The sequence below is a fragment of the Actinomycetospora sp. 2LY8.5 genome (assembly GCF_057180585.1).
On sequence record NZ_JBXUHE010000008.1, the window covers coordinates 32,790 to 48,928 of the forward strand.

At 73.6% G+C, this 16,139-nt stretch carries 15 protein-coding genes and 1 pseudogene; 6 read left to right on the forward strand and 10 right to left on the reverse strand.

Features of this window, described 5'->3' with window-relative positions; translation table 11 throughout:
• The first annotated feature begins 145 nt into the window (after positions 1-145).
• A complete protein-coding gene (locus AC2A1K_RS12250; RefSeq protein ID WP_483896583.1) occupies positions 146-496 on the forward strand; it encodes a hypothetical protein in 351 nt (116 codons plus the stop codon).
• An 88-nt stretch (positions 497-584) separates the two neighbouring features.
• Here the strand turns inward: AC2A1K_RS12250 and AC2A1K_RS12255 are convergent, their stop codons facing one another.
• Both AC2A1K_RS12255 and AC2A1K_RS12260 read right to left on the reverse strand, forming a co-directional pair.
• Complete coding sequence (locus AC2A1K_RS12255; protein ID WP_483896584.1) at positions 585-1,475, reverse strand: isocitrate lyase/PEP mutase family protein; 891 nt, start codon at positions 1,473-1,475, stop codon at positions 585-587.
• Between the two features lie 186 nt (positions 1,476-1,661).
• Positions 1,662-2,162 (reverse strand): LysR family transcriptional regulator, encoded by a 501-nt coding sequence (locus AC2A1K_RS12260; protein ID WP_483896585.1) that lies wholly within the window; start codon positions 2,160-2,162, stop codon positions 1,662-1,664.
• A gap of 58 nt (positions 2,163-2,220) precedes the next feature.
• On the opposite strand from AC2A1K_RS12260, the gene AC2A1K_RS12265 reads away from it, so the two are divergent.
• From AC2A1K_RS12265 to AC2A1K_RS12280, 4 genes are all read left to right on the forward strand, one after another.
• The gene (locus AC2A1K_RS12265; protein ID WP_483896586.1) at positions 2,221-2,640 is read left to right on the forward strand and encodes a Rieske (2Fe-2S) protein; all 420 of its coding nucleotides are present in this window, start codon (positions 2,221-2,223) and stop codon (positions 2,638-2,640) included.
• On the forward strand, positions 2,627-2,911 hold the full coding sequence (locus AC2A1K_RS12270) for a hypothetical protein (protein ID WP_483896587.1): 285 nt from the start codon (positions 2,627-2,629) through the stop codon (positions 2,909-2,911). The genes AC2A1K_RS12265 and AC2A1K_RS12270 overlap by 14 nt, the downstream gene beginning before the upstream one ends.
• Positions 2,908-4,116: an amidohydrolase family protein gene (locus AC2A1K_RS12275; protein WP_483896588.1), complete on the forward strand. Its 1,209-nt coding sequence runs from the start codon at positions 2,908-2,910 to the stop codon at positions 4,114-4,116. Before AC2A1K_RS12270 ends, AC2A1K_RS12275 begins: the two co-directional genes overlap by 4 nt.
• A gap of 270 nt (positions 4,117-4,386) precedes the next feature.
• On the forward strand, positions 4,387-5,241 hold the full coding sequence (locus AC2A1K_RS12280) for a siderophore-interacting protein (protein ID WP_483896589.1): 855 nt from the start codon (positions 4,387-4,389) through the stop codon (positions 5,239-5,241).
• Positions 5,242-5,307: 66 nt separating this feature from the next.
• On the opposite strand, the gene AC2A1K_RS12285 is transcribed toward AC2A1K_RS12280, so the two are convergent.
• The gene (locus AC2A1K_RS12285; protein ID WP_483896590.1) at positions 5,308-7,218 is read right to left on the reverse strand and encodes an aldolase/citrate lyase family protein; all 1,911 of its coding nucleotides are present in this window, start codon (positions 7,216-7,218) and stop codon (positions 5,308-5,310) included.
• A gap of 146 nt (positions 7,219-7,364) precedes the next feature.
• Here AC2A1K_RS12285 and AC2A1K_RS12290 point away from each other — a divergent pair.
• Positions 7,365-7,517 (forward strand): annotated as a pseudogene (locus AC2A1K_RS12290) (VOC family protein); the annotation flags it as partial.
• A 78-nt stretch (positions 7,518-7,595) separates the two neighbouring features.
• Here AC2A1K_RS12290 and AC2A1K_RS12295 read toward each other — a convergent pair.
• From AC2A1K_RS12295 to AC2A1K_RS12325, 7 genes are all read right to left on the reverse strand, one after another.
• Complete coding sequence (locus AC2A1K_RS12295) at positions 7,596-9,203, reverse strand: IucA/IucC family protein (protein ID WP_483896591.1); 1,608 nt, start codon at positions 9,201-9,203, stop codon at positions 7,596-7,598.
• Positions 9,200-10,777 (reverse strand): IucA/IucC family protein, encoded by a 1,578-nt coding sequence (locus tag AC2A1K_RS12300; protein WP_483896592.1) that lies wholly within the window; start codon positions 10,775-10,777, stop codon positions 9,200-9,202. The genes AC2A1K_RS12295 and AC2A1K_RS12300 overlap by 4 nt, the downstream gene beginning before the upstream one ends.
• Positions 10,778-10,787: 10 nt before the next feature.
• Positions 10,788-11,810 (reverse strand): 2,3-diaminopropionate biosynthesis protein SbnA, encoded by a 1,023-nt coding sequence (sbnA, locus tag AC2A1K_RS12305; protein WP_483896593.1) that lies wholly within the window; start codon positions 11,808-11,810, stop codon positions 10,788-10,790.
• A gap of 146 nt (positions 11,811-11,956) precedes the next feature.
• Positions 11,957-12,385 carry a TIGR03618 family F420-dependent PPOX class oxidoreductase gene (locus tag AC2A1K_RS12310; protein ID WP_483896594.1) on the reverse strand — a complete coding sequence of 143 codons (429 nt, stop codon included), beginning with the start codon at positions 12,383-12,385 and terminating at the stop codon, positions 11,957-11,959.
• Positions 12,386-12,433: 48 nt separating this feature from the next.
• Complete coding sequence (locus tag AC2A1K_RS12315) at positions 12,434-13,654, reverse strand: MFS transporter (protein WP_483896595.1); 1,221 nt, start codon at positions 13,652-13,654, stop codon at positions 12,434-12,436.
• A gap of 40 nt (positions 13,655-13,694) precedes the next feature.
• Complete coding sequence (locus tag AC2A1K_RS12320; RefSeq protein ID WP_483896596.1) at positions 13,695-14,873, reverse strand: alkane 1-monooxygenase; 1,179 nt, start codon at positions 14,871-14,873, stop codon at positions 13,695-13,697.
• Between the two features lie 81 nt (positions 14,874-14,954).
• Positions 14,955-15,548, reverse strand: a complete 594-nt coding sequence (locus AC2A1K_RS12325) for a TetR/AcrR family transcriptional regulator (RefSeq protein ID WP_483896597.1) — start codon at positions 15,546-15,548, stop codon at positions 14,955-14,957.
• Positions 15,549-16,139: the final 591 nt, after the last annotated feature.

Consider the following 16,139-nt stretch of genomic DNA (forward strand, 5'->3'; position numbering starts at 1 on the left):
GTCACCGTCGTGACCCGGGTGAGGGACTCCGTATGTCGATCATGTGTCCGCCGCGGAACGATCTTCTGCTCGGTTCGCCCCGTTCGTCCTGTTCGCGGTAGGCAGGCGTCGCCCGAAACCCGACCGAGCAGGAGCGTGGCGAGCGATGCAGGAACGTCCGCTGTCCGACCGTCGCCGACGGACACCGGAGCAGAGCGACCTGCGCTGGGAGCTGCGGACCTGGGCGGAGCCGCCGCCGCACTCCCCGGACGACAACGGCTGGCGCACGGTCGCGTGGTGCCCGACCCGCGACGACGCCGTCGCCCTGGCCACCGCGGTGGCGGGGGAGCGGGAGCGCTTCGCGGAGGTGTGGGGCCCGGCCGACGACGTCCACGGGCCGTCGCAGAGCTGCGAGCACTTCCCGGCGCTCGACCACGAGGAGCGCTGCGCCCTCTGGCAGCGCGCGGCGAACGACCACTTCACCGACGGGATCGACGAGGTGCGCCTGGGCCGATGAGGCCCGGCGGCCGGCACGAGGTCTCCCCCGCGACAGCACGAGCACCACCCGCTCCGGATGGCCCTGCTCGTCCCTCGCTCCACCCCGCTCAGCTCGTGAAGCGCTTCTCCAACTCGCGGATCTCGTCGAGTCCCTCGCGGGCGGCGAAGGCGTCCAACCCGCCGATCTCGTCGAGCACCGCGGCCGGGGTGCCGTCGGCGCGCAGGCGGGCCAGGACCGCGCGCATAGCGGTGTCGGCGGCCAGCAGCGTCGAGACCGGGAAGAGCACGAGCGAGAACCCCAGTTCGGCGAGCCGGTCGTAGGACAGCGGCGGCGTGCGTCCGCCCTCGGCCCAGTTGAACAGCAGGCGGTGGCCCTTCAGCGCGGTCGCGACGGTCTCGATCGCGTCCTCGGAGGTCGGCGCCTCGACGAAGAGGATGTCGGCGCCCACGTCGGCGAACCGCTTCGCCCGCTCGATCGCGGCGTCGAGCCCCTCGACGGCGGCGACGTCGGTGCGCGCGATGATCACCATGTCGGGGTCGGCGCGTGCCTGCACGGCCGCGCGGACCTTGGCCTCCATGTCCTCGACCGGGACGACGACCTTGCCCGCGAGGTGCCCGCAGCGCTTGGGCATGACCTGGTCCTCGATGTGCAGCCCGGCGACGCCCGCCTGGTCGTACTCGCGGACCGTCCGGATCACGTTGATCGGGTTGCCGTAGCCGGTGTCGGCGTCGGCGATCAGCGGGACGTCGACGGCGGCGACCATGCGTCGCGCGTTGTCGACCATCTCGGCCTGCCCGAGCAGCCCGACGTCGGGGCGCCCGAGCAGCGAGGCGGTGGTGCCGAAGCCGGTCATGTAGGCGACGTCGAACCCGGCCTGCTCCACCAGCCGCGCCGAGTGGGCGTCGAACGCGCCGGGTGCGAGCACCGGGGGTCCTGCGTCGAGCAGCTCCCGCAGGCGGACGCGACGGTCGGCCGGACGGCTCAGCAGATCTCCCACGGCACGGCTCCTTGTGCGCGACAGCGGACGGCTGGGAGCGATCGTGCCGGACGGCGACCTGCCCGTCGGCGCGCACCTCGGTGAGGTCGAGATCGCCGAGCGCCCGCGCACGTCGCGCCGGCCGACCTCGACGCAGCGAGGGCGCCGTTCGTTCAGCTCACGGCGAGTCCCGAGGTCACGGTCCGGTCACGATCGTCCGCGGTCCGTGCCTCGCCCTCCCTCGGCGACCGGTTGCGCCCCGTTCGTCTGCTCGACCGAGGTGAACAACAGGTGTATGCCGGGCCTGACGACCCGCTCGCCTGCACCCCCTGCCCGGGGGTGGTGCGCGGTGAAGCGCCCGATCGCCGCCGGTAGCAGGCTGGGCGCGAGCGTCGTGTAGCAGCCGACACGCACGGTGCCGGCGACGTCGCCGGGGTCGCCGGCCGCCGCATCGGCGAGCTCGTCGGCGTCGCGCAGCAGCCGGCGGGCGCGGCGCAGCGTCTCCAGCCCGGCGGGTGTGAGGCGGATGCCGTGGGCGCGGCGGCGCACGGTGAGCTGCGCGCCGAGCGAGCGCTCGAGCTCGTCGAGGGCCAGCGAGAGCGCCGACGCCGAGACGTGCAGCGTCGCCGACGCCCCCGCGAGCGTTCCCGCCTCGGCCACCGCGACGAAGTACGCGAGCTGTCGCAACGAATACGCAGGATTGCTCATGTATCAGCCCACATAGCTGAACTTTACAAGGGTTGTGGCCTGGCGCACGGTAGTCGCCATGACCACCACGCTCGACGGGTCGGCACCGCCGGCCCGCACCTACGACGTCGCCGGGAGCGACGAGGTCGCCGAGCGCGGCCGCCTCGTCGTCACCCTCGGTGAGGGCAGTGACCACGGGGACGCCGTCACCGTCGGTGTCTTCCGCTTCCGCGCACGCCTCTACGCCTACGAGAACGTCTGCGCGCACCAGGGCGGGCCCGCCTGCCAGGGGCGGATCGTCTCGCGAGTGCGCGAGCGCCTCGACGACCAGCAGCGCAGCCTCGGGCTCACGTTCGACGAGTCCGAGATGCACATCGTCTGTCCCTGGCACGGCTTCGAGTACGACGTCACCACCGGGCGCCACCCCGGCCGGCCGGACTACGCGCTGCGCCCGGTGACGGTCGACGAGGACGGCGGGCGGATCCGTGTCACGGTCTGAGCGCATCTCCTCCCTCGTCGCGGACCTGACCGCCGAGGTCGACGCCGGCCTCGGCGACGGGGCCGTCGCGAAGCTCGATCCCGACGTCGCCCGCCGCCTCGTCGCGGTCGCGGCGCGCCTCTACGCCGTCGGCGTCGACGAGGACGCGCATCCCGTGCGTGCGACCGACGTGACCCCGACGGAGTCCGTCGTCCTCGCGACCGCCGCGCTCAAGGCGCACGACCTCAACCCGTTCGACCTCGCCCTCTGGTTCTCGAGGAGCAGCTCATGACCGTCGACGACGGCGTGCGTCGCCTGCCGACGCAGGAGATCACCACCCACACCGACAGCCGGGAGATCCTCGCGAACGCCGCGCGGGACACCGAGCGCTACGGGCTCGACGAGTACTTCATCGTCGACGTCGACTCCCACCACGTCGAGCTCGACTCGTGGCCGGAGATCCTCGAGTTCCTGGACTCGCCGGTGCTCAAGGACACCGCGCACCAGATGATGAGGAACTGGCCCCAGGCCTCGCATCTGGCGCTGCACAACCACCCGCCCGGGCTGACGATGCAGGACGTCTCCGGGCGCATCCCGCACCAGGCGTCGCTGGCGGAGGAGACCCCCGGCGCCGGCTCCGGCGCGGAGCGCGACGTGACGCTCGTGCGCCGCGCGATGGACGCGATGAGCATCGACGTGCAGGTCGTCTTCCCCCAGCCGATGCTCGAGACCGGCCTGCACCCGCAGCCCCAGGTCGCGAGCGCGCTGCTGCAGGCCTACAACCGCTGGTTCACCAGCCAGATCCTCCCGCGCGAGCCGCGGGTGAAGACGATGCTCGGCCTACCGTTCGAGGATCCGGACGCCTGCCTTGCGACCGTCGAGGAGTTCGCCGACCACCCCGGCGTCATCGGTTTCCTCGTCACCAGCCAGCGCCACGCGGGCGTGCACCGCAACGCCTACATGCCGCTCTACCGGATGCTCTCCGACCGCGGGCTGCCGATCGGCTTCCACGCCGGCCCGAACCAGGCCGACTCGATGACGTCGACGATGAACCGGTTCCTCTCGGCGCACGCCATGAGCTTCGTGACCTGCAACATGACCCACATGACCAACTGGGTCATCAACGGCATCCCGGAGCGGTTCCCCGGTCTCAAGACGATCTGGATCGAGAGCGGGCTCGCGTGGGTGCCGTTCATGATGCAGCGGCTCGACCACGAGTACTACATGCGCCAGTCCGACGCCCCGCTGCTCACGAAGCCGCCGTCGCAGTACATGCGCGAGATGTACTACACGTCCCAGCCGATGGAGTGGACCGACGACGCGCTGCTCGAGGCGACCCTGCGCGCCATCGATGCCCCGAACACGCTGATGTACTCGTCGGACTGGCCGCACTGGGACTTCGACGTCCCCGGGCGCATCGCCTCGCTGCCGTTCCTCGACGACCACGCGAAACGCAACATCCTCGGGGAGACCGCCCGCAAGGTCTTCGGGTTGTAGGGGCCTCTCGCCGGGTGCGAGCGATGCGGCATCCCTGGCGTCTGACGCCAGGATCGCCACACGCTCGCCGGCCCGACACGCCGTCGTTCCGCGTCAGAACCGTCGCCACGAACGTGTGCCCGGTTCGGGTGTGTCTCCCGGCGCCGTCGGCCTGTCGGCGTGTCAAGCGTCCCGCTCGGCGCCCCGGACGGCTCCGGGGTGGCTCGATCCAGGTAAGTGAGGCTAGCCTTCCTCGCATTCGGGCGATCGAGAGGCGATCACATGGCGAGGATGGCGGTCCTGCCGGACCTGCGTGTCGCCGGGTCGTCGCAGGTCACCCCACGGATGCGTCGAGTCACCCTACGGGGTGAGGCACTGCGTTCGGTCGGCGCGGTTGCGCCCGCCGCGCACGTGCGGTTGCTCTTCGGCGATCCTGGGCAGGAGGTCACCCTTCCCGTCGCGGGACCGTCAGGGCTGACCTGGCCCGCGGACCTGCCACGGCCCTATGCGCGCAGCATGACCGTGCGCTCGATCGACCCCGAGCGCGGCGAGATGACCATCGACGTCGCCCTGCACGGCGACTCCGCCGCCGGCCGCTGGGCGTGCGCCGCCCGTGCCGGCGACCCGGTCGGCGTCGTCGGCCCCGGCGGCGGCTGGACCCCGCCGGCCGACGCACGGTCGATCCTGCTCGCCGGCGACGAGGCCGCCCTGCCGGCGATCGCGGCGCTGCACGAGGCCCTGCCCGCGGAGATGGACGTGCACACCGTCGTCGAGGTCGCCGACCCCGACGACGAGCAGCCGCTCGCCCGCCCCGTGCAGTGGACCCACCGCGCGCTCGGCGGCACTCTCACCGACGCCGTGCGCGGCTGCGCCGTCACCGCCGGGGTCGCCGCCTGGGTCGCGGGCGAGGGGCACGCGGTGAAGGCGATCCGCGAGCACCTGCGCCTCGACCGCGGGCTCGCCCGCAGCCATTGCCACGCGATCCGCTACTGGACCCAGGGTCGGTCGCACGAGGACTCCGACGCGACGTTCGGCGCCGCCCGCGCCGAGGCCGCGCGCCGGGGCATCGACCTGGTCACCACCCAGGACGTGCACGAGATGAGCTACGAGCTCATGACCGGAGGCTTCCCGCTCTCGGCGCGCTGAGCAGTTCCCGACTCACCCGCACGACCGTCGCCCGACTCGGGCCGACTCCCGGTCGGCTGCCGACGGTCAGCGCCGGGGCAGTGAGGGGTCGAGGAACACCCGTTCGGGGTGCGGGTGGCGCAGGAAGTCGTGGTGGGAGATGTCCCAGCCGTAGGCGCCGGCCGCTTCGAAGACGACGACGTCGCCGGCCCGCAGCCGCTCGACGGGCGCCCGGGCGAGCGTGTCCTTGGGCGTGCAGAGCTCGCCGCAGACGGTCACCTCCTCGCCGGCGACCTCCGGGCGCGGGCGCCCCGCCGGCCACGCGTCGACGGGCACGACGTGGAACGGGTGGCTGTGCGCCCAGGACGAGGGCAGCCGGAAGTGATGGGTGCCGCCGCGCAGCAGGGCGTACGCCTGCCCGTGGGTGTGCTTCACGTCGAGCACCTCGGCGGCGTAGACCCCGCAGTGCGCGACGAGGAAGCGCCCGCACTCGAAGTCGATCTCGCGCCAGTGCGCGGGGAAGGTCGTGAGGAGCTCCTCGAGGCCTCGACAGAACGCCGGCCAGTCGAAGGGCCGGTCGAGGGCGGCGTAGTCGACGCCGATGCCGCCACCGACGTTCACGACCTCCGCGCGCACCCCGAACCGTTCCTCCCAGCCCAGGACGGCGTCGCGGTAGTGACCGAGCATCGCGAGGTGGGTGACGGGGTCGAGGTTGTTGGACAGCGAGTGCAGGTGGAAGCCGGCGAGGCGGACACCGGGCAGCTCCGCGACGGTCGTCACGGCGGTGGATAGGTCGGCCTCGTCGATCCCGAACTGCGTCGGGCGCCCGGCCATCGCGATCGTCGCGTCCGGGAACGGGCCGGCGAGGTTGACCCGCAGGAGGACGTCGGCGGTCGTCCCGGCGGCGACCGCGGCCTCCGAGAGCCGGTGCAGCCCGAGCACGCTCTCGACGTGGAACCGGGTGACGCCGGCGACGACGCCGTCGCCGAACTCGGCGTCGGTCGGCACCGGCCCGCCCATGAGCACCGGCGCGTCGGGGGCGGCGTCGCCGACGACACGCAGCTCGCCTCCGGACGCGACCTCGAACCCGGCGACGATCCCGTCGAGCGCGGCGACCACCCGCTCGGCGGAGTTCGCCTTGACCGCGTAGAACATGCGGCACCGCTCCGGCAGCGCCGCGACGACGGCCCGCGCGTGCGCCCGCAGCGCCCCGAGGTCGTAGGAGAACAGGCAGACCGGCCTGCTGGCCGCGGCGATGACCTCGCCGTGTGAGCGGTGTTCACGGCTGTAGTCGTGAGCACCGCTCCCCTGCGCACGGAAGGCGCGGACGGCCAGCGAGCGCTCCTCGCCGAGGACGAAGTCGTCCACGCCGCGGGCCTGCCAGCGCGCGCGATCGGCGGGGACCCGGGGGACGGCGCAGAACCGGGTGCCGGCTCGTACGCAGGCGGCGTGCACGGCGTCGACCGCTCGACGGACCGACGGGTGCCGCGTCCGCCACGGGACCCCGAGCGACTGGGACAGGTCCGCCGCACCCTCGAGCACCATGTCCAGTCCGGGCGTCGTGACGATCTCGTCGATGACCGCGAGCGCCTCGGCGTCCTCGATCATGGCGACGACCGTGGGCCGTGCCGTCGCCACGTGCGTCGCCAGATCGACGCGCCCGTAGCCGACCATGCGCCCGGAGTTCAGCGACCGCCGGCCCTCCGGGGCGTAGCGCGCGGCCCGCACGACGGCCTCGATGTCGGCGCGGCCGCGCACGTGCGGGATCACGACGCCGGTCGCGCCCGCGTCGAGCACCCGCAGCACGAAGCCGGGGTCGTGCTCGGGCACGCGCACCCACGGCGCGACGCCGGAGACCTCGGCGGCGCGGATCATCTCCTGGAGCGTCTCGGGGGAGACCAGCGCATGCTCGGCATCGAGGATCGCCACGTCGTACCCGGCGGCGCCCACCATCTCGACCAGCGCGGGCGACGGCGTCGCCACGAAGAGCCCGTTCACGTGATGCCAGTGTGCCCTGCGGGCATGCGAGCCGAAATCAGTGTCGGAGCACTGACTGGTCGGCGGGCGCGAGCGGACGACCCGGCCGGGATGGTCCGGACGGTGGGGTTGATGGCCTGACGGGCGGGTGAGTGGAGTGGGTCGCCATGGCGACCCCTTCCCGTCACGTGCGCGGCCTCGACCACCTCGTGCTGACCGTCGCCGACCTCCGGGCGACGGTCGGCTTCTACGTCGAGCTGCTCGGCATGGAGGAGCGGACGTTCTCGCGGCGCACGGCCCTGCACCTCGGCGACCAGAAGATCAACCTGCACGCGGCGGGCCGCGAGTTCGAGCCGAAGGCGGCGCGGCCGACCCCCGGCAGCGGGAACCTGTCCCACTCACAGGGCCAGCGGGTTCGGGAGGGCGTGCACGCGGAGCTCCGTGTCGGGCCAGAGGCGGCGGGTCGTGAGCTTCTCGATCTCCAGGGTCGGCGCGAAGACGTCGAACACCGCGAGTCGGTCCGCGAACACCGGCACCCGCGCCGCGTGGTCCCGGATCGCCCGCGCCACGACCGCCCAGAACTCCTCCTCGGCGAACCCGTACTCGCCCGCGAGCAGGTAGGCGATCTCGGCGAGGTTCACGAAGCACAGGCAGTCCAGCAGGAACCCGGTGACCTGCGCGGGGTCGGACGTCTCGAGGAACGAGTTGGCGTTCGGGTGGTCCTCCGGCGGGGCCTCGAGCACCGGCCCGGGCGCGGCGAGCAGAGGACGCGAGAACCGCACCCCGTCGTGGAAGTCCTTGAGCGCCACGCGTGTCGGCAGCCCGCCCACGTGCACGAGCAGCATGTTCTGCGCGTGTGCCTCGTGCGCCACCCCGTGCACGACGAGCAGGTGCACCAGGGGCAGCACCGCGGCCGTGGCCAGGCGCTCGGTCCACGCCCGCGCCCCCTGGGCCCGGACCCACGGGTCGATCAGCGGCACCCCGGACGCGGATCGCGACGTCAGCCCCGGGAACGGCACGGCACGCTCGGCCGGGTGCAGGTGCGGGTGCAGGCTCTCCCGCCAGATCGCGCCGAGACCCGGCTCGACGCTCACCCCGAGGAGCTCGCGCAGCACGATCACGCGCGCCTTCTCCGCGAGGACCGGGTCCGAGGCGACGATCCCCGCCAACCAGTCCGAGATCGGCGCCGCGTTGCGCACGGTGTGCGGCGCGAGGCCCCGCGACGTCGACGTGTTCGTGATCGCCAGCGGCAGCTTCACGGACGGCTCGGACGGTACGTCCACCCGTGCCAGGGTCCGGATCGACGCCTGGGGCCGGTACGCGCCACCGTCACCGCGGACCCGGAGCGCGCCCGACACGAGACCGTCGACGTGATGAGCGGCCACATGGTGGTCCCACTGCCAGGGGTGCACCGGGATCCCGACGCGCCCGGCCGGCGCCTGCCACACCGTCGCCGGGTCGAGCCCCGCCGACGCGACCACCGACACCAGCGACGGGTCGGCGTCGAGCAGCACCGGACGCACGGTCGGCGCGAACTCGGGGGTGTAGGCGAGCAGGTCGGCGACCCCGAACCCGATCCGCGACTTGTACGCCGGGTGGTAGCGGTGGCCGTCGGCGGTGAGGGTCTCGAGCGCGTCGTGGCCCGCGTCCGGGTCCAGCGGCCCGCCGGGACGCGCCTGCGCGGCCAGGGCGTCGCCGAGGACGGTCGCCGCGAGCTCCCGGCCCAGCCGCGCGCGGCACTCCGGGTCGGCGCGGATCGGGGCGTCGGCCAGGAACTCGCCCGGCGAGACCGGCGCGCCGGAACGCGTCACCGCCGCCGTCAACCGCACCCGCCCGAACGACGGCGTCCGCACGAACCGCAGTGCGAACGGCCCCGAGTGCGTCCCGGGCCCGCCGTCGCCGACGACGTCGAGCGCGTCCTCGAGCACCAGCGATTCGACGAGCTGCGTCAGCACCCGTTCGCGCACCGGCTCGGCGGTCGCCAGCGCGTCGGCGACGAGGTTCACCGCACCGCCCGCAACGGATTCGGCACCCGCACGACCCCCGCCGGCATGCTCGTGCCCCGCGACGGTCCGCGCTCCAGCAGCGGGCGCAGGACCGAGCGGTAGGGCCAGGTGTCGGCGTCGAGCAGCACGGCGTGCAGTGTGCTGCGCACGACCGGGCTGCGCGTCCCCTCGACCGCCCGCACGATCGCCCGGCGGATCGCCGCCCACCAGTGCGTCTCGGGATGGCCCGTCGTGCGCACCTGCGCGTCGACCACCCCGCCGAGGCCCACCTCGACGGCCAACGTCGCGAAGAAGCCGATCAGCGCGTCGGGAGTGTCGAGCCGCAGCGACTGCGTCCCGCCGGGCGCGAGCCGGTAGGCGGGGTCCGGCACCGACAGCCAGCGGGGGTGCACGCGCACGGCGTCGTGGTCGCGCAGCACGACGCGCACCACCCGGTCGCCGTCGAGGTCGAGCAGCACGTTCTGTCCGTGCATCTCCGGCAGGACGCCGTGGCGCAGGAACCCGATGCCGGTCTCGACGGCGGCCTCGACGACGGCGTCGAACAGCGCGTCGGATCCGCCGCGGTACGCGAGCGCCGCCAGCGGCACCCGGGTCGAGCCGGCACACGCCGGCAACCGGCGCACCAGAGCGGCCAGGTGCCCGGGACGGTCGTGGAACTCGTCGCGGCCGTCGGGTGCCGCGAACCCCGACCACGCCGTCTCGTCGGCGACGTCCACGCGCGCGGCCAGCTCCGGGTCGGCGGCGAGCACCCGACGCAGGACCTGCTCGCCGCGCTGTCCGTGGTCCAGCGAGCGCGCACCGAGCAATCGTGCCGACCCGAGCGTCGTCACCCCCAACGGGAGCTTGAGGTGCCGCCCGTCGCCGAGGTCGAGGGTGCGCAGCGACGCCGTCGCCACGCCCGCGCCGACGCCACGGGCCAGCGGTACGACGACCCCGTCGGCGAGCTCCCGGGCGAACGCGACGGGCAGCACGTGCTCGCGGTCGAACGGGTGGACGGGCAGGGCCCGGTAGCCGTCGGGAGCCTGCGGGGCCTCGACCACCTCGAGAGGGAGGCGCCCGTGCCGCAGGTGGTCGCGCCGCACCCCCACCCAGTCCAGCGGCACCGACCGGCCCGGTCCCCACCGGCCGAGGTCCTCGCGCGTCCACCCACCGACGGCCCGCGCGGTGGGATGGAACGGGCGGCCGCGGGCGGCGGCGCGCTCCTCGCCCGACCCACCGGGCCGGACGACGTGCGACACGGCCGTCGTGACATCCCGCGCGACCACCTCCAGGCACGGCGCCTCGGGGGCGAGCAGTCGCAGCACCGCGGCGGGGTCGGTCGTCTCGCGCAGCGCCGTCCCCGCCGGCGCCGGCCCCACCAGCACCGGCCCGTCGGCGTAGCGCGTGCGCTGGAGGACCCCGCCCGGCCGCGCGCACCAGGCCAGGCACCTCCCGTCGGGCAGCAGCAGGCGCACCCAGGTGCCGGGGCGTCCCTCGGGACCCGGGCCGAGGGACACCGACGCCAGCCCCGCGACGTCCTCGGCGACCGCGGCGTCGAGCAGGTCCCGGAGGACGAGGGTCTCGGCGGTCGTCACGGGGTGGCCGTCACGGGGTGGCCAGGCGTCGGGCCCGCGCCCGGTCGAGCCACGTGTCGTCCCACACGCGGTCGAGGTAGCGGTCCCCGCGGTCGGGGAAGATCGCGACGATCCGCGCGGGCGGGGTGACGTCGCGGACGACGCGGCGCACGGCGGTGACCACCGCGCCGGTCGACCCGCCCGCGAAGATCGCCTCGGTGGCCAGCAGCTCCCGGCACGCCTCGGCGGCGGTCGCGTCGTCCACCTGCTCGACGCGGTCGATCTCGTCCGGGGAGTGCAGCTCGGGCACCCGGCTCGACCCGAGCCCCGGCAGCTCGCGCCGCCCGCCGGGACCGCCGAAGATCACCGAGCCGACGGCGTCGGCGGCGACGACCTCGAGCGGGTCGCACACCTCGCGCAGCCGTCGCGCACACCCCAGCAGGCTGCCGGTGGTCGACACCGCGCCGACGAGGTGCGTCGGCGGGACGATCAGCGCCTCGGCGAGCTCGCTGCCGGTGCCGTGATAGTGCGCGAGCCAGTTCCGGTCGTTGGCGTACTGGTTGATCCACACGGTGTCGGGCGTGGTCGCGAGGATCTCGTGCACGCGGGCCAGCCGCGCGTGCAGGTAGCCGCCGGCCTCGTCGGGCTCGTCCACCGTGTCCACGTCCGCCCCGAGACCGCGCATGATCGCGACGTTGGCGGGGCTCGCGTGGGGGTCGACGACGCAGGTGAACGCCAGCCCGTGCAGGCGGGCGACCATCGCGACGGCGACCCCGAAGTTGCCGGAGCTCGACTCGACCAGGCGGCTGCCCGGCGGGATCGACCCGTCCGCGAGGCCGCTGTCGACGATGTAGCGCGCGGAGCGGTCCTTCATGCTGCCGCCCGGGTTCATCAGCTCGAGCTTGGCGAGCACCTGCACCCCGGGCAGCGGGAACATCCTCCCGAGCGCGACGAGGGGCGTCGTGCCGACCGTGTCGAGGACCGACTCGTGGACGGGCTCGAGACTCGTGCGGTCACCAACGGGACCCGTCCAGGGCCCACGGGCGAGGGTCACTCACAACCTCCGACGCGACGCGGCTGGGTGCGGGTGGGAGCGTTCACCCCACCCGACCCAGGCAACCCTAACCACGCGAGGTCGCGTGCCGATCGGGCGATGGAGGCACACCGGACGGCGCCCGGAAAGGACGGCCACGGCCGGGATCACCCCACGTTGTCGGGGTTGTCCGTGGCCTTCGCGCTGCCCCATCCGTGCCAACGGTCGACCTCGACCCACGCGCTGACGCGTGCCCGGTCACGCACCGGGTAGGGGTTGCCGGTGTAGTGACGGGAGAGGCGGTCGATGTCGGCGAGGTCCGGGTCGTCGGCCCACTCGACCACGTGGCCCTGCATGCTGACGTGGGTGTACCAGTCGTCCTCGGCGAGGACGGTGATCGAGACGCGCGGGTCGTTCTTGAGGTACTCGACACGCTTGCGCGCGTTGTCCATGTTGACCAGCACCCGGCCGTTCTCCCACAGGTACCAGGTCGCGACCGAGACCGGCTGCCCGTCGGGGCGCACCGACACGACGACGCTGGGGTTGGGGCGGGCCAGGAGCTGCTGGACCTCGTCGGGGAGCGGGGGTTTCGGCATCGGTCGTCCTCTCGAGAGATGATCGTTCGTGGGGTGGGTATCCGGCCGTCAGGCCTCGACACACTCCCGCGTCGCGCTGCGCCGGGCCCGGACGACGAGGGCGCGTGCCACGACCGCGGTCAGGCCCAGGGCCACGACGACCAGTCCGTACCCCTCGGCGACCGGGCGCAGACCGACCCGGACGGTCACGAACCCCGCGACGACGGCCGGCACGCTGAACGCCAGGTAGGCGATCGTGTAGGCGACGGCCATCAGCTCGCCGCGGGTCTCCGGCGCCGCGATGCGGGCGAGCGTGCCGAAACAGGCCAGCGACGCCGACCCGAACCCGAGGCCGGCGACCACCGTGCCCGCCGCCGTCCCGAGCGGCGAGCCGAGCGCCAGTCCCGCGAGTGTGATCAGGGTGCCGACGGCGAGCAGCCCGCCGGCCGGGGCGAGCAGCGACTCGGGGGAGCGGCGGAAGACCGTCACCGCGGTCAGCGCGCCGACCCCGCAGAGCAGGGTCACGACGACGCCGCCGACGAGGTGGCTCTGCAGGCCGAGGAGCTCGGCGGCCACCGACGGGCCGAGAGAGAGGTAGAGGCCGCCGAGCGCCCAGCTCGCCGCGAGCACGGGGGTGATCGCCAGGACGTCGGCGCGCAGGCCGGCGGGGATGCGCAGGCGGGGGCGCAGGGAGGCGAGAGCGCCGGCGCGTCGCGGGGCGGTCTCGGGCAGGACGGCGAGCACCACCGCCACGCCGGCGAACCCCGCGAGCAGCACGATCCAGACCAGCCGCGTGGGCGCCGGCGCGTACTCGACGAGCAGCCCGCAGCCCAGCGCGCCGAGCGCGAGACCGACCAGCGGGGTGGCGGCGTTCGCGAGGCCCGCGCGCCGCGGGTGGAGGTCGACGAGCGTCGCGGCCATCGCCGTGATCGCCGCCCCGGTGGCCGCGCCCTGCACCGCGCGCGCCACGAGCAGCATCGTCACGTTCGACGCCACGAGGAACAGGACCACGGCCACCGTCTGCAACGCCAGCGCGGTGGCCAGCACCGGGCGTCGCCCGACGTGGTCGGAGAGCCCGCCGACCACCAGCAGCGAGGCCAGCAGGAACAGCACGTAGACCGCGAACACGATCGTCAGCGTGGAGGCCGAGAAGCCCCATTCCGCCTGGTAGACGACGTAGAGCGGGGACGGGACGCTCGAGGCGGCCAGGAAGAGCACGACGACCCCGGCCACCGCGGCGAACAGCCGGCCGCGGCGGACGGGGTCGAGGGCGTCGGCGGGGGTGCTCACGGGGAGACCCAACGCCCGCGTGGGTCGTTCTATGTCCGCTCTATGTCCGCGCGTAGCGGGTGAGGTAGCGCTCACGCGTGCGCGGGTGGATGTTCGCCAGCGTGACGTCGCCGTCGTAGTGGGCGAGCACCTTGCGGTCCATCATCGCCCGCCAGATCGGCGGGAAGAGGGCCACGACGATCATGGAGCCGTAGCCGCTGGGCAGCTGCGGCGACTCCTCGAAGTGCCGCAGGGTCTGGTAGCGGCGCAGCGGGTTGGCGTGGTGGTCGGAGTGGCGTTGCAGCTGGTAGAGCAGCAGGTTCGACACGGTGTGGTCGGCGTTCCAGCTGTGGCGCGGGTCGGTGCGCTCGTAGCGCCCGTCGTCCCGCTTGGCCCGCTTCAGGCCGTAGTGCTCCACGTAGTTGACGACCTCGAGCAGCGAGAACCCGACCACCGCCTGCAGCACGAGCCACGGCAGCACGACCCAGCCGAACACGGCCACGAGCGTCACGAACAGCACGACCGTCATCGCCCAGGCCACGAGGATCTCGTGGTCGAGCGGGGTGTGGCGGCCCTTCGCGCGGCGCTTGTTCTCCAGGTGCCACGACGAGCGCAGGCTGCCCCACACCGTGCGCGGCAGGAACGTCCAGAAGCCCTCGCCGAGCCGCGAGCTCGCCGGGTCCTCCGGGGTGGCGACGCGGACGTGGTGCCCGCGGTTGTGCTCGACGTAGAAGTGCCCGTACGCGGAGCTTGCCAGCGCGATCCTCGAGAGCCAGCGCTCGACGTCCTCGCGCTTGTGGCCCAGCTCGTGGGCCGTGTTGATGGCCACGCCCGAGACGACGCCCATCGTCAGCGCGAGCCCGAGGTCGGCGTGCCAGGGCAGGTCCCACGTGGCCCACACCCAGCAGCAGAACACGAGGCTCGCGTACTGGATCGGCAGGAACAGGTAGGTGACCCAGCGGTAGTAGCGGTCGGCCTCGAGGCGCTCGCGCTCGGACTCCGGCGGGTTGTCGTCGGTGGCGCCGAAGATCAGGTCCAGGGCCGGGAGCACGACGAACAGGATCATCGGCCCGACCCACCACCAGCCGGCCCATCCCGTGGCGGCGGTCAGCCCGGCGCCCAGGAACGGCATGGCCGGCATGACGGTGGCCAGGGGCCAGAGGTAGCGCTTGCGGTCGCGCCACGGGCGCTGGGGTGCACCGTCGGCGGGCTCTTCGGTGGTGACGTCGGTCGTACTCATGGGGCCTGTCTCCCTCGACGCGATGGCTCGCATCAGAGTGTGCGGGTGTGACCCGTTCAGAAACAAGACCGAATTTTTGTCTCAGTTTGGCGTTCGGAGTAGTGCGGTGACGAGGTGGTTGACGCGCAGGCCGACGTCGACGGGGTCGAGCGACGGCGCCACGACATGGGAGATGACCAGGCGCACCACGGCGTCGACGGTCTCCTCGACCAGGGTCGGCAGGAGCTCCGGGCGCCGCTGCACGAGCCAGGCGGCGAGGAGGGAGCGGGCGGACTCCCGGATCGATTCGGATCGCGAGGTGAGGAACGGCAGCAGCCCGGCGTCACCCGATCGACTCCCCGTGAGGACGGCGCGCAGGAGCGGGTTCCCGGCGGCCTCCTGCAGGGTCACGCGCGTCGCCGCGGCCATCGCGTCGCCGACGTCGTCGTGCTCGGCGAGCGCCTCGCCGATCGCGGTGAAGAACTGTTCCGCCTCGCGCGTCATCAGCGCCTCGCCGAGGCCGTCCTTGTTGCCGAACTCCCGGTACAGCGTCGGTCGCGAGACCCCGGAGTCGACCGCCACCTCGCCGACGCGCACCCGTTCCCAGCCGCGCTCGACGGTGTGCTCGTGGGCGGTCGTGAGGACCCGCTCGCGCACCTGGCGCCGGAACTCCAGGCGCAACGACTCGCCGGTCATACGATCAGTGTCACGCACCGCAATCGCGCAGGAGCGTGGAGCAGGACCGAGACACCCGGTCGGGCCTGCGCGCTGGCCTGGTGAGCGCAGCGGGCGACGCCCGGCACCACCCTGCTCCCCGGAGCAACTTCGAGCGCCGTTCGGGCAACGTCGTTGCGCCGAAGCGAGTCACGTCCTCATCAGCGACCCGCCGGGCGTCAGGTCCGGGACGGGGAGCGCGATCCGGCGGTCCGGCGGCCTCGGGTGGCACCGCGCCGGCGGGATCCCCGCCGCCGTCGCCGGGTCGCCGAGTCGCCGAGTCGCCACAGGCACGCTGCGCATGATCGACAGCGGCAACCGCCTGCCGACCGTGCCTCTCGCGAGAACGCCGACTCCGGCGACGCGACGACCACCTCGCCACCGGCTCCTTCGGCAGGCTCGGCCGCGTGTCGCAGCAGCGAGGATGTGGCGATCCTGGCGTCTGACGCCAGCCATGCCGCATCGCTCGCACGCCGACGCCCTCGACACTCGGCAGGCTGCCAGTCGCGGTGGCCGGACGCCACGGCGGTGACGCAGCCGACGGGTCCGGTTGTGCCCCCCGTGGCGCAGACG

Coding starts and splice junctions, on each gene's coding strand:
- AC2A1K_RS12250 (WP_483896583.1), top strand. CDS start 146: ATGCAGGAACGTCCGCTGTCCGACCGTCGCCGACGGACACCGGAGCAG.
- AC2A1K_RS12260 (WP_483896585.1), bottom strand. CDS start 2,162: ATGAGCAATCCTGCGTATTCGTTGCGACAGCTCGCGTACTTCGTCGCG.
- AC2A1K_RS12265 (WP_483896586.1), top strand. CDS start 2,221: ATGACCACCACGCTCGACGGGTCGGCACCGCCGGCCCGCACCTACGAC.
- AC2A1K_RS12275 (WP_483896588.1), top strand. CDS start 2,908: ATGACCGTCGACGACGGCGTGCGTCGCCTGCCGACGCAGGAGATCACC.
- AC2A1K_RS12280 (WP_483896589.1), top strand. CDS start 4,387: ATGGCGGTCCTGCCGGACCTGCGTGTCGCCGGGTCGTCGCAGGTCACC.
- AC2A1K_RS12310 (WP_483896594.1), bottom strand. CDS start 12,385: ATGCCGAAACCCCCGCTCCCCGACGAGGTCCAGCAGCTCCTGGCCCGC.
- AC2A1K_RS12320 (WP_483896596.1), bottom strand. CDS start 14,873: ATGAGTACGACCGACGTCACCACCGAAGAGCCCGCCGACGGTGCACCC.
- AC2A1K_RS12325 (WP_483896597.1), bottom strand. CDS start 15,548: ATGACCGGCGAGTCGTTGCGCCTGGAGTTCCGGCGCCAGGTGCGCGAG.